Raw genomic sequence first — 13,062 nt, 5'->3', positions numbered from 1 at the left:
GCGTCTACTGTCAACCTTCACAGGTCCGGCTGACGCTCCAGCCGCTCCCGGGCCTTGCGCGCCTGGTTGGCGCACTTGCGGTACTCCTCATTGTCACGGGACGCCTTGGCCTCGCGGTAGGCATGGTGATTCTGGCTGGTGTAGTTGGTGTCGAAGGCTTCCTTGAGTTTGCGCAGTTGTTCCTTGCAGTCGCGGCGGTCGTTGCTCGCCAGCGCGTTGCCGGCCACCAGATAGCACAGCATTAACAGGCCAAGGCTCAATTTCATCCGGGGGTTCCTCCATGTAGGGGCTTGCTCGTTCTACAGGTTAGCCCAACGGTGCACAGTTGGTGCGCAGTAACACCGTTGTGGGGCAACCGGTAGCAGCCTGATCAGGTGAAGGCGCAACGCCGCTGCGTTCTTCAATCGCTATCCTGCTGATCCATAAACAATTTCCCTCGTGCGTATGTTTCCCTGAAAGCCTATGGCACACTTTCTGCTATCTATTCCGTTGTTACATACCAAGTTCCGGTATAGCGGAATACACATCTCCTGGAGTGCTTGTCATGCATCACCGACCTTCCGTGTTCAAAGCGTGTGTTTTTCTCTTCGCCGCCTCGGCGTGCGTCGCCAGCCTCGCGCAGGCGGCGGACAGCAAACTCGACAATGTGCTCAAGCGTGGGCATCTGATCGTGGGTACAGGCAGTACCAATGCGCCGTGGCACTTCCAGGGAGCGGATGGAAAGTTGCAGGGGTTCGATATCGACATTGGCCGCATCGTCGCCAAGGGCCTGTTCAATGACCCGAGCAAGGTCGAGTTCGTGGTGCAGTCGTCCGACGCGCGGATTCCCAACCTGCTGACCGACAAGGTCGACATGAGTTGCCAGTTCATCACCGTCACCGCCAGCCGTGCGCAGCAAGTGGCCTTCACCCTGCCGTACTACCGCGAGGGCGTCGGCCTGCTGCTGCCGAACACCAGCAAGTACAAGGAAATCGAAGACCTGCAGGCGGCGGGCGATGGCGTCACCGTGGCCGTGCTGCAGAACGTGTATGCCGAGGAATTGGTGCACCAGGCGCTGCCCAAGGCCAAGGTCGACCAGTACGACAGCGTCGACCTGATGTACCAGGCCGTGAATTCCGGTCGCGCCGATGCCGCCGCCACCGACCAGTCCTCGGTCAAATACCTGATGGTGCAAAATCCTGGCCGCTATCGCAGCCCGACCTACGCCTGGAGCCCGCAGACCTACGCGTGTGCGGTCAAGCGTGGCGACCAGGACTGGCTGAACTTCGTCAATACCGCGCTGCATGAAGCCATGACCGGCGTCGAATTCCCCACCTACAAGGCCTCGTTCAAGCAATGGTTCGGCGTTGACCTGCCGGAGCCGGCGATTGGTTTCCCTGTGGAATTCAAGTGATCCGCAACAATCGGGGCGCGCTTGATGGCGCCCCATTCAGGTAGTGCCGACCATGAACTATCAGTTGAACTTTGCCGCCGTATGGCGTGATTTCGACACCTTGCTGGCGGGCCTCGGCCTGGGTCTGCAGTTGGCCCTGCTGTCGATCGCGATCGGCTGCGTGATCGGCCTGCTGATGGCGTTTGCCATGCTCTCCAGGCACCGCGCGTTGCGCATCTTCGCTTCGGTGTACGTGACGGTGGTGCGCAACACGCCGATCCTGGTGTTGATCCTGTTGATCTACTTCGCCTTGCCGTCGCTGGGGATTCGCCTGGATAAAATTCCGTCGTTCATCATTACCCTGTCGCTGTATGCCGGAGCCTATTTGACCGAGGTGTTCCGCGCCGGGCTGTTGAACATTCCCAAGGGCCTGCGCGAAGCCGGCTTGGCGATTGGCCTGGGTGAGTGGCGTATCCGCGCCTATATCACCGTGCCGGTGATGCTGCGCAACGTGCTGCCGGCGCTGTCGAACAACTTTATCTCGCTGTTCAAGGACACCTCCCTGGCCGCTGCGATTGCGGTGCCGGAGCTGACCTACTACGCCCGCAAGATCAACGTCGAAAGCTACCGGGTGATTGAAACCTGGCTGGTCACGACCGCGCTCTACGTGGCTGCCTGTTACCTCATTGCCATGCTGCTCCGTTACCTGGAACAGCGTCTGGCGATCCGTCGTTAAGGAGGGTTTCCATGTACGAATCCCCCAGTTGGCTGCATGAAGTGTGGATTGCCCGGGAGACGCTGTGGGCAGGGTTTCAGACCAGCATCTACTGCTCGGCGCTGGCGATTATCTTCGGCACCCTGATCGGCATCTTCGCCGGGCTGGTGCTTACTTACGGCAAGTTCTGGATGCGTGCGCCGTTTCGTCTGTATGTCGACCTGATTCGCGGCACGCCGGTGTTTGTGCTGGTGTTGGCGTGTTTCTACATGCTGCCGGCGCTCGGCTGGCAGATCAGCGCGTTCCAGGCCGGCGCCGTCGGGCTCACGCTGTTCTGTGGCTCCCACGTCGCGGAAATCGTGCGCGGTGCGCTGCAGGCCATTCCCCGTGGGCAACTGGAAGCGGGCAAGGCGATTGGCCTGACGTTCTACCAGTCCCTGGGCTACGTGCTGTTGCCCCAGGCGCTGCGGCAGATCCTGCCGACCTGGGTCAATTCCTCCACGGAAATCGTCAAGGCCTCGACCCTGCTCTCGGTCATCGGCGTGGCCGAGTTGCTGCTGAGCACCCAGCAAGTCATCGCACGCACCTTCATGACCCTGGAGTTCTACCTGTTCGCAGGCTTCATGTTCTTTGTCATCAACTACGCCATTGAAATATTCGGGCGCTACATTGAAAAGCGGGTGGCCTTGCCATGAATCAACTTCAAACAATCGAACCGCTGCTGAATATTCGTGGCCTGCGCAAGCAATACGGGGCACTGGAAGTGCTCAAGGGTGTCGACCTGAGCCTGCAGCGCGGCAACGTGGTGACCCTGATCGGCTCCAGCGGCTCGGGCAAGACCACCCTGTTGCGTTGCGTCAACCTGCTGGAAGAATTCCAGGGCGGGCAGATTACCCTGGACGGCGAGTCCATCGGTTACAGCGACGTGGCCGGCAAGCGCGTGCGTCATCCCGAGCGCGTGATCGCCCAACACCGCGCGATGACTGGCATGGCGTTCCAGCAGTTCAACCTGTTCCCGCATTTGACCGCCTTGCAGAACGTGACGTTGGGCTTGTTGAAAGTTAAGAAAATGCCTAAGGACGAGGCCGTGTCGCTCGCGGAAAAATGGCTCGACCGCGTGGGACTTCTGGAGCGTCGCAATCACTTCCCCGGTCAGTTGTCCGGCGGCCAGCAACAGCGTGTGGCGATTGCACGGGCGATTGCCATGAACCCCAGCCTGATGCTGTTCGACGAAGTCACCTCGGCCCTCGACCCGGAGCTGGTAGGCGAAGTGCTCAGCGTGATCAAGGGACTGGCGGAGGAGGGCATGACCATGTTGCTGGTCACCCACGAAATGCGCTTTGCCTATGAAGTGTCGGACAAGATCGTGTTCATGAACCAGGGGCGCATTGAAGAGCAGGGCAGCGCCAAGGATATTTTCGAACGCCCGCAGTCGCCGCGACTGGCGGAATTTCTCAAGAACATTCGTTTTTAATCAAGGAGCTATTTTATGAGCATTACTCGTTACGGTGCCGGCAGTACAGCCGGCGGCGGCCAGCCACGTCCTTTCGCCCGCGCAGTGGAAGCGGACGGCTGGTTGTACGTTTCAGGCCAGGTGCCTGCGGTGGACGGCGAAATCATCACTGGCGGGATCATCGAGCAAACCCGCCAGACCATGCGCAACGTGGTGGCGATCCTTGAAGAGGCCGGCTACGAATTGAAAGACGTGGTGCGTGTCGGCGTGTGGCTGGAAGACCCACGGGACTTCTGGAGTTTCAACAAGGTGTTCGGCGAATACTTCACCCCGGAACACGCCCCCGCGCGGGCCTGCGTGCAGGCGAACATGATGGTCGATTGCAAGGTGGAGATCGATTGCGTGGCCTACAAGAAAAAGGGCTAAATTGGCCCCATTCTTAAAGCCCACTGAAGATCAAATGTGGGAGGGGGCTTGCCCCCGATTGCAGTATGTCAGTCCATACATCTGTTACTGATACACCGCTATCGGGGGCAAGCCCCCTCCCACAGGGGATCACTGTGCAGCACACACCCAAGACCGGACCGGAACCGCCATGACCGAAGACACCATCAAACGCCGCGCCAAGGGCCTGGACCGTGCGTTCGATATCCTCGATTTTCTCAAGGAAGTCGGCCAGCCGCTGCGCCCGAATGATATCGCCAGTGGCATCGGCAGCCCCAAGTCCACGGTCTATGAACTGGTCGCCTCGCTGCTTGAACGGCGCATCCTGGAAACTGTGGGCAAGGACGGTCATGTCTACCTCGGGCGCCAATTGTATTTCCTCGGCCAGGCGCACCTGCGCCACTTCGACCTGACTCGCGAGGCCGACCACGCCTTGCAGGAAATCGTCAGTCAAACCCACGAAACCGCGCAGATGTGCCTGCTCAACGGGCGCAAGTACACCGTGGCGCTGATGCGCGAAGGCCAGCGGCATTTCCGGATTTCGTCGGATATCGGTGAAAACGCGCCGATCCCCTGGACCGCTTCCGGGCGCCTGTTGCTGGGGCATTTGAGCGACCGGCAGATCATCGACCTGATCGACCCCGACGATTTCATCCTGCCGGATGGCCTGCGTCTGCCCCTGGAGACCTTCCTGGCACAGATCCGCCAGGCCACCCTCGACGGGTTCTTCTCCTTCGACAGCGTGGCCGACACCTTTACCCACTGCTTTGCCGCCCCGGTGCGCGACGCCCAGGGCATCAGCATCGCGACGCTGTGCATCGTTGCCCCTCGGGCCGATGCGAGCAAAAACTACCATGACTATCGCCGGGTGCTGATCGACAGCGCCAACAGCCTGGCCCGGCGCATCACCGAATAGGAATTTCCCATGTCTGCCTTCAATGCCGTTGAAAAAGGCGCCGCCGCAATCGGCGCCCATCTGGTCCGCGACGTGAGCCTGCCGGCCCTGGTGCTGCACCGCGAAGCCCTGGAGCACAACATTCGCTGGATGCAGGACTTTGTCAGCAACAGCGGCGCGCAGTTGGCGCCCCACGGCAAGACCAGCATGATGCCCGCCCTGTTCCAGCGTCAGATCACTGCCGGAGCCTGGGGCATCACCCTGGCCAACGCCGTGCAGACCCGCGCCGCCTATGCCGGTGGCGTGCGCCGTGTGCTGATGGCCAATCAGTTGGTGGGCGCGCCGAACATGGCGTTGATTGCCGACCTGCTGGCCGATCAGGATTTCGACTTTCATTGCATGGTCGATCACCCGGACAACGTCGCAGACCTGGGCCTGTTCTTCGCCGCCCGTGGCCTGCGCCTGAACGTGATGATCGAGTACGGCGTGGTCGGTGGCCGGTGCGGCTGCCGCAGCGAGCAGGAAGTGCGCGAATTGGCCAAGGCGATCAAGGCTCAACCTGCGTTGGCGCTGACCGGTATCGAAGGCTACGAAGGCGTGATCCACGGCGAGCACGCCATCAGCGGCATCCGTGACTTCGCCGCCAGCCTGGTGCGCCTGGCGGTGGACCTGCAAGACAACGGCTACTTTGATTTGCCCAAGCCAATCGTCACCGCGTCGGGTTCGGCCTGGTACGACCTGATCGCTGAATCCTTCGAGCAACAGAATGCCGCCGGGCGCTTCCTCAGCGTGCTGCGCCCAGGCAGCTACGTGGCCCACGACCATGGCATCTACAAGCAAGCGCAATGCTGTGTGCTGGACCGTCGCAGCGACCTCGACGAAGGCCTGCGCCCGGCGCTGGAAGTCTGGGCCCATGTGCAATCGTTGCCCGAGCCTGGCTTTGCGGTGATCGCCCTGGGCAAGCGCGACGTGGCCTACGACGCCGGTCTGCCGGTGCCGCTCAAGCGCTACAAGGCCGGCATCGTGGCGGTCGAGGGCGATGATGTGAGCGCGTGCCAGGTGACCGCCGTGATGGACCAGCATGCGTTCATGACCGTGGCGCCGGGGGTTGAACTGCGCATTGGCGACATCATTTCGCTGGGTACTTCCCATCCCTGCCTGACGTTCGACAAGTGGCAGGTGGGTTGCCTGGTGGATGAGCAACTGCGGGTGATCGAGACCCTGCGTACCTGCTTCTAGACCGAGTCGCGCCTATCGGGGGCAAGCGCCCTCCCACAGGGGAATGCATTCCAAATGTGGGAGGGGGCTTGCCCCCGATGAGGCCATCAGCCCCACCGAGAAATCAGCCATGACCACCAAACCGCGCATCGCCCTTATCGGCGAATGCATGATCGAACTGCAACACCGCGCCGATGGCAGCCTGCACCAGAGCTTCGGCGGCGATACCCTGAACACCGCCGTGTACCTGCGCCGCGAACTGGGGGATGTCGGCAGCGTCGACTATGTCACCGCCCTGGGCGACGACAGCTTCAGCGACTCAATGTGCGCGCAGTGGCAAGCCGAGGGCATTGGCCTGGGCATGGTCCAGCGCCTGCCCGGACGCCTGCCGGGCCTGTATTGCATCCAGACCGATGCCAATGGCGAGCGCAAGTTTCTCTACTGGCGCAACGAAGCGGCCGTGCGCGATTGCTTCACCACGCCTGCGGCCGAGCCGATCCTGGCGGCGTTGCCGGAGTATGACCTGGTGTATTTCAGCGGCATCACCCTGGCGGTGCTGGGTGAGGTTGGGCGCGCACGCTTGCTGGACACCCTGGTGCTAACCCGCCGTCGGGGCGGCAAGGTGGTGTTCGATAACAACTACCGGCCACGGCTATGGGCCGATGTGGACGCGGCGCGTGAGGCTTATCGCAAGGTGTCGGCCGAAGTGGATATCGCCTTGTTGACCGAGGATGACGAGCGCGCGCTGTTTGGCTATGAGGACAGCGAGCAGGTGTTTGCGGCCTATCCAGCGATTGCCGAGGTGGTGCTCAAGCGCGGGGCGGATGCATGTTTGATTCGTTGCGCGGGGGAGCGTTTTGCCGTGCCGGCATTGAAGGTGGAGAAGGTGGTGGACACCACGGCGGCGGGGGATTCGTTCAGTGCGGCGTACCTGGCCGGGCGGCTCAAGGGCGGCTCGCCGCAAGCGGCGGCGTTGGCGGGGCATCGGCTGGCGAGTCGGGTGATTCAGGTGCCGGGGGCGCTGATACCGAGGTAAATGGCCGCCTGTGGCGGATCGGGGGCAAGCCAACCCCATCAATCCCGATAAAACACCTGCACCAGATGATAGCCAAACTTGCTCTTGATCGGCCCATGCACCACCTTCACCGGCTTCTTGAAGATCACCGCATCGATCGCCCCTACCATCTGCCCGGGCCGCACCTCTCCCAGATCACCGCCACGCTTGCCCGACGGGCAGGTGGAGTATTTCCTGGCGAGCACGTCAAACGCTTCGCCCTTGGCAATACGCTGCTTGAGCTGTTCGGCTTCTTCGCTGGTCTTCACCAGGATATGACGGGCTTGGGCTTTCATTGATCTCTACCAGGTCTTCGACGGCGCGCGATTATGCCTGAACTCAGGCCTCGACGCCGATCATGCTGCGGATTTTGGTGGCCAGCAGGTCGATGGAAAATGGCTTGGCGACCATGTCCATGCCGTCCTCCAGGAAGCCCTGGCGTTCAGCGGCTTTCTCCGCATAACCGGTCATAAACAGCACGCGCAGGCCAGGACGATGCTGGCGGGCGATTTCCGCCAGTTGCCGGCCGTTCATGCCCGGCAGGCCGACGTCGGTTACCAGCAAATCCACGCGCAAGTCCGACTCCAGCAGCGGCAGCGCGGCCCGGGCATCCGCCGCCTGGTGAGCGGTATAGCCCAGTTCGTCGAGTACATTGACCACCAGCATGCGCACCGCCGGGTCATCCTCGACCACCACCACGGCTTCTCCGGCCAGGGCCACCGGGGCTTCGCCCAGGCTGGCGGGCAGGCTGCTTTCCAGCGCGGTGCCATGCAGGCGCGGCAAGTACAGGCGAACGCACGTGCCCTGGCCCGGCTCGCTCTGGATAGTCACATGGCCCCCGGACTGTTGGGCGAAGCCGTAGATCATCGACAAGCCCAGGCCGGTGCCTTGGCCGATGGGTTTGGTGGTGAAGAACGGGTCGAACGCCTTGGCCAGGATTTTCGGCGCCATGCCGCTGCCGTTGTCGCGCACGCCGAGCATCACGTAGTCGCCGGCCTTGACCGGCTCCAGGGTGGTGATATCCGTGCCGTCCAGATAGCTGTTGGCGGTTTCGATCAGCAGTTCGCCGCCGTCGGGCATGGCGTCGCGGGCGTTGATCACCAGGTTGAGCAGGGCGTTTTCCAGTTGGCTGGCGTCGGTGTTGACCGGCCAGATGTCTTTGCCAAGCTGCACGGTGAGGGTGATATGCGCGCCCTTGGTGCGGCGAAAGAGATCCTCCAGGGACGCCACCAGCTGGTTGGGATCGGTGGGGCGTCGGTCCAGCGATTGGCGCCGTGAGAACGCCAGCAGCCGGTGGGTAAGGGCGGCGGCGCGGTGGGCGGACGTCACGGCGGCATCGGCAAAGCGGCCGATGTCCTCACTGCGGCCGTCGGCAATGTAGCGTTGCATCAGGTCGAGGCTGCCGATGATACCGGTGAGCATATTGTTGAAGTCGTGGGCGATACCGCCCGTGAGCTGGCCCACCGCTTCCATTTTCTGCGCGTGGCGCAAGGCGTCTTCGGCCCGTTCGCGTTCGAACATCTCATTCTGCAGGCGCTGGTTGGCCTCGGCCAGTGCCTGGGTGCGCTGGGCCACGCGTTCTTCGAGGTTCTCGTTGAGATGGCGCAGGGCTTCTTCGGTAAGTTTGCGTTCGGTCTCGTCGATCACAAAGATGTAGAAACCGTTCACCGAGCCGTCGTTGCTGAAGCGCGGCAGGTACTTCATCAAGGCATGGCGCGCGCGCCCGTCGCGGTGCGGCGTGACGGTCATGAAACTGCACGCCTTGCCGTTGAGTGCGGCGGCGATCTTGTCGGCGCGTCCGGCGTATACGTCGTCGCCGATGACTTCGCGGATGGTCTTGCCGTACAGCTCTTGCGGTGTTTGGCCGTACCAGTCGAGGTAGGCACTGTTGTTCAGGCGAAAGCGCTGCTCGTGGTCGACGTAGCCGATCAACACCGGCATGGCGTTGATGATCAGTTGCAGCTCGGTCTGGCTTTGACGCAGCGCCTGTTCGGTGTGCTTGCGCTCGGTGAGGTCGAGCGCGGCGCCAAGGAACCGCGCCGGCCGTCCGTGCGTGTCCTTGTAGCAGCGGCCGCGGGCAAACACCCAGCGTACCTGCCCGTCGGCTTGCTGCAGGCGGTATTCCTCGGCGTATTCGGTACCATGGGTGATGCAGTGCTTGATGCTGCGCGTGACCGTGCCACGGTCTTCGGGGTGCACGCCGAGCAGGTAGGCGCTGATGGGCAACAGGCCGGCGTCATTCGGGTCGACGCCATGCAAGTGAGCGAAATGCGCGTCGGCGATAAAGCGATCTTCGCCGATGTCCCAGTCCCAGGTGCCCACCGCGTCGGTCGCCGCCAGTGCCAGTTGCAGGCGCTGCTCGGTGCTGTGCTGGGCCTTGAGGCTGTCTTCGGAACGCTGCTGCAGTTCGAGGGTTTTGCTGCGCCGCTCGTTGGTTTCGATGGCGGTGACCAGGATGCCGGCCACGCGGCCGCTTTCATCGCGCACCGGGCTGTAGGTCAGGTCGAGCCAGATTTCAGTGTCGCGCTGGTTGCGCTGCAGCACGAAACATTGCTCGCTGAAGGTCCGCACCTGGCCACCGAGCACCGCGTCGTAGATCGGCGCGGCAAAGCCCTGCAGTTCCGGCCAGGTGGTGTGTACCGGCTGGCCGAGGGCGTCGGGGTGCTTGTTGCCGGCCAGCAGGGCGAAGCCATCGTTGTAGAGCTGGATGAGTTGCTCGCCCCAGAGCAGCAGCATCGGCATGGGCGAATGCACCACGATATCCACGGCGGTGCGCAGACTTTGCGGCCAGCCACTGGCATCACCGAGGGGGCTTTGCGCCCAGTCCAGCCGCTCGATCAGTGCAGCGGCCTCGCTACCGGTGGATGTTCCATTCATGAAAAAGCCCTGCGCTTGACGCTTTGAAAAAAAGACAACACCTATTATCCCTAGAGAGAACCACGGGTGGCTACCTCGGAAAATAGCATGCATTTTTGGATTTTTTCAAAAACGCCGCGTCAGCGCTGAAACCTTTCATCTATCCAGCCAGCTCAGGGCGGTCGCGAAATTGCTCGAGCGCCTGGGGATTGGCCAGCGCATCGGTGTTTTTCACCGGCTCACCGTGCACGACGTTGCGCACTGCCAGTTCGACGATCTTGCCGCTGATGGTGCGGGGGATATCCGAGACCGCGAGGATCTTCGCCGGCACATGGCGCGGCGTGGTATTGGCACGGATCACCTGGCGAATCTGCTGCTCCAGCGCCTCATCCAGTTGCACACCGTGGTCAAGGCGCACAAACAGCACCACGCGCACATCGTCCTGCCAGCGCTGGCCGATGGCGAGGCTTTCCAGCACCTGGGGGACTTTTTCCACCTGGCGATAAATCTCGGCGGTGCCGATGCGCACGCCGCCAGGGTTGAGCACCGCGTCGGAGCGGCCGTGGATCAGCAGGCTGCCATTGGGGCGCTGCTCGGCATAGTCGCCCTGGGCCCACACGCCGGGGAACTGGCTGAAATACGACGTCCGCAGTTTGTGCTGCTGTGGATCGTTCCACAGCCCGATGGGCATGGCCGGAAAGTGCCGGGTACACACCAGTTCGCCTTTTTCGCCCAGCAGCGGCCGGCCCTGGTCGTTCCACACTTCGATGGCCATTCCCAGGCTCTTGCACTGCATTTCGCCACGGCGCACCGGCAGCACCGGGTTGCCGATCACGAAGCAGGAGACGATATCGGTGCCGCCGGACATGGACGACAGGCACAGCTCGCCCTTGATCTCGCGGTACACATAGTCGTAACTCTGGGGCGACAACGGCGAACCGGTGGAAATCAGGCCCTTGAGGCTGCTCAGGTGGTGGCTCAGGCGTGGCTGCAGCCCGGCTTTCTCCAGGGTGACGAGAAACTTGGGGCTGGTGCCGAACACACTGATGTTTTCCGCATCGATCAGGTCGATCAAACGCTCGGGGCCGGGATGGAACGGCGAGCCGTCATACAGCACCGCCGTAGCGCCAATCGCCAGCACCGACACCAGCCAGTTCCACATCATCCAGCCGCAGGTGGTGTAGTAGAACAGGCAGTCCTCACGGGACAGGTCGGCGTGCAGGCCATGTTCCTTGAGGTGGGTGAGCAACACGCCGCCAGTGCCGTGAATGATGCACTTGGGCACGCCGGTGGTGCCGCTGGAATAGAGGATATACAGCGGATGATCGAACGGCACCGCGACAAATTCAGGCTCGCCGCCAGCCTGGTAGACGTCGTTCCACAGCCTGACCCGGGCCTGGGTGAGGTAGTCGCCGACCTGCGCCTGCGGGCGGGCGTAGGGCACGATGATCAGTTGCTCCAGGGACGGCAGCCGTTCGAGGATTTCATTGAGCTTGGCGCTCTGGTCGAGGGTCTTGCCGGCATAGCGATAACCGGCGCAGGTGATCAGCACCTTGGGTTCGATCTGGCCGAATCGGTCGATGACGCCCTGAGTACCGAAATCCGGCGAGGAGCACGACCAGATCGCCCCGAGACTGGTGGTGGCGAGCATGCCGACCAGGGTTTGCCAGGTGTTGGGCATGCACGCGGCCACCCGGTCACCGAGGCCGACCCCGGCCGCGCGCAGGCTGTTTTGCAGGCCGGCCACGTGGGCGGCCAACTCGGCGTAGGTCAGTTGTTCGCGCTGGCCGTCTTCGCTGATGGCTATTACGGCAGGGTGGTCGTCGCGTCTGCGCAGCAAGTGCTCTGCAAAGTTCAATGTCGCGCCGGGAAACCACTGTGCGCTGGGCATTTCGCTCCCTTCGATCAGCGTGGCGCTGGGTGGGCTGCGAAAGTGCACGTCAAAGAACGCCACGATGGCCTGCCAGAAGTCCGCGCGCTGGTCGATGCTCCATTGGTGCAGGGCGGGGTAGTCGCTGAGCCGCACGTCGTGGCGAGCATTGATGAAACGTCGGAACTGGTCCATGCGCGTGGTGGCGATGCGTTCGGGGGAGGGTTGCCAAAGGATGTCGGACATAGCGAGATCTCTTGTTCTTATATGAGGTTTGTCAGGCGAAGCAAGTCCATGTGGGAGGGGGCTTGCCCCCGATGGCGGTGGTTCAGCTGGCACATGTGATACTGATCCACTGCCATCGGGAGCAAGCCCCCTCCCACATTAATCTCCACTGTCTGGGGTTATTGGGCCAGCCAGCCGCCGTCGATATTCCACGCCGCACCCCGCACCTGGGCGCCGGCTTCGCTGCATAAAAACAGCACCAACTCGCCCAACTGCGACGGCGTCACAAACTCCAGCGACGGCTGCTTCTCCGCCAGCAGATCCTGCTGCGCCTGCTGCGGCTGCACCCCAGTGGCCACGCGATCATCAATCTGCTTCTGCACCAGCGGGGTCAGCACCCAGCCTGGGCAAATGGCATTGCACGTGACGTTGCTGGTGGCGGTTTCCAGGCCGACGACTTTGGTCAGGCCGATGACCCCGTGCTTGGCCGCCACATAGGCCGCCTTGCCCACCGAACCTACCTGGCCATGCACCGAGGCAATGTTGACGATGCGTCCCCAGCCCCTGGCCTTCATGCCCGGCAGGCTCAGGCGGGTGGCGTGGAACACCGATGACAGGTTGATGGCGATGATCGCGTCCCAGCGCTCCACCTGAAAGTCTTCCACCGCCGCCACGTGCTGGATGCCGGCGTTATTGACCAGAATGTCGACGCCGCCGAACTCGCGCTCGGCATAGGCGAACATCTCGGCGATCTGCGTCGGGTCGCTGACATCCGCCGGGTGATGCCCGACCTGGCTGCCAAACGCCTGCACCTGGGCGATCACCGCGCTGGCGTCGCCGAAGCCGTTGAGGATCAGGTTGGCGCCGGCCTTGGCCAGGCTCAGGGCAATGCCCAGGCCGATGCCGCTGGTGGAGCCGGTGACCAGTGCCGTCTTGCCGTTCAATGTCGTCATGAAAACC

General features: G+C 62.5%; 13 protein-coding genes. 8 read left to right on the top strand and 5 right to left on the bottom strand.

The genetic code is table 11. The annotated features are described in order from the left end of the window. Positions 1–17: 17 nt before the first annotated feature. Positions 18–266, bottom strand: coding sequence for a hypothetical protein (locus BFP89_RS21495; protein ID WP_065887469.1), 249 nt, complete (start codon positions 264–266; stop codon positions 18–20). 278 nt (positions 267–544) lie between these two features. Here BFP89_RS21495 and BFP89_RS21490 point away from each other — a divergent pair, with 278 nt between their 5' ends. The 8 genes from BFP89_RS21490 to BFP89_RS21455 all read left to right on the top strand — a co-directional run bounded on the left by BFP89_RS21490 (position 545) and on the right by BFP89_RS21455 (position 7,133). Further along, positions 545–1,393 (top strand): transporter substrate-binding domain-containing protein, encoded by an 849-nt coding sequence (locus tag BFP89_RS21490; protein ID WP_065887468.1) that lies wholly within the window; start codon positions 545–547, stop codon positions 1,391–1,393. A 52-nt stretch (positions 1,394–1,445) separates the two neighbouring features. Continuing rightward, complete coding sequence (locus BFP89_RS21485) at positions 1,446–2,108, top strand: amino acid ABC transporter permease (protein ID WP_017737242.1); 663 nt, start codon at positions 1,446–1,448, stop codon at positions 2,106–2,108. Between the two features lie 11 nt (positions 2,109–2,119). Further along, positions 2,120–2,782, top strand: a complete 663-nt coding sequence (locus tag BFP89_RS21480; protein ID WP_065887467.1) for an amino acid ABC transporter permease — start codon at positions 2,120–2,122, stop codon at positions 2,780–2,782. Continuing rightward, positions 2,779–3,561, top strand: a complete 783-nt coding sequence (locus BFP89_RS21475; protein WP_065887466.1) for an amino acid ABC transporter ATP-binding protein — start codon at positions 2,779–2,781, stop codon at positions 3,559–3,561. Before BFP89_RS21480 ends, BFP89_RS21475 begins: the two co-directional genes overlap by 4 nt. Before the next feature lie 15 nt (positions 3,562–3,576). Beyond that, a complete protein-coding gene (locus BFP89_RS21470) occupies positions 3,577–3,966 on the top strand; it encodes a RidA family protein (RefSeq protein WP_010210958.1) in 390 nt (129 codons plus the stop codon). 169 nt (positions 3,967–4,135) lie between these two features. Beyond that, complete coding sequence (locus BFP89_RS21465) at positions 4,136–4,900, top strand: IclR family transcriptional regulator (RefSeq protein WP_065887465.1); 765 nt, start codon at positions 4,136–4,138, stop codon at positions 4,898–4,900. Between the two features lie 9 nt (positions 4,901–4,909). Then, positions 4,910–6,118 (top strand): amino acid deaminase, encoded by a 1,209-nt coding sequence (locus BFP89_RS21460; RefSeq protein ID WP_065887464.1) that lies wholly within the window; start codon positions 4,910–4,912, stop codon positions 6,116–6,118. A 109-nt stretch (positions 6,119–6,227) separates the two neighbouring features. Then, entirely contained in the window at positions 6,228–7,133 is a 906-nt protein-coding gene (locus BFP89_RS21455) for a sugar kinase (protein WP_065887463.1), read from the top strand. Between the two features lie 38 nt (positions 7,134–7,171). Here the strand turns inward: BFP89_RS21455 and BFP89_RS21450 are convergent, their stop codons facing one another. From BFP89_RS21450 to BFP89_RS21435, 4 genes are all read right to left on the bottom strand, one after another. After that, positions 7,172–7,447 (bottom strand): peptidylprolyl isomerase, encoded by a 276-nt coding sequence (locus BFP89_RS21450; protein ID WP_057010175.1) that lies wholly within the window; start codon positions 7,445–7,447, stop codon positions 7,172–7,174. Between the two features lie 43 nt (positions 7,448–7,490). After that, a complete protein-coding gene (locus BFP89_RS21445; RefSeq protein ID WP_065887462.1) occupies positions 7,491–10,028 on the bottom strand; it encodes a hybrid sensor histidine kinase/response regulator in 2,538 nt (845 codons plus the stop codon). A 139-nt stretch (positions 10,029–10,167) separates the two neighbouring features. Further along, positions 10,168–12,123, bottom strand: a complete 1,956-nt coding sequence (locus tag BFP89_RS21440; RefSeq protein ID WP_065887461.1) for an acetoacetate--CoA ligase — start codon at positions 12,121–12,123, stop codon at positions 10,168–10,170. A 158-nt stretch (positions 12,124–12,281) separates the two neighbouring features. Next, entirely contained in the window at positions 12,282–13,055 is a 774-nt protein-coding gene (locus BFP89_RS21435; protein WP_065887460.1) for a 3-hydroxybutyrate dehydrogenase, read from the bottom strand. Positions 13,056–13,062 lie beyond the last annotated feature (7 nt).

It is taken from the genome of Pseudomonas sp. 31 R 17 (assembly GCF_900004915.1).
In the GTDB taxonomy this organism is placed as follows: Bacteria; Pseudomonadota; Gammaproteobacteria; order Pseudomonadales; family Pseudomonadaceae; genus Aquipseudomonas; species Aquipseudomonas orientalis_A.
The sequence above is the reverse complement of the archived record's forward strand: the minus strand, read 5'-3'. Positions and strand labels throughout refer to the sequence as shown.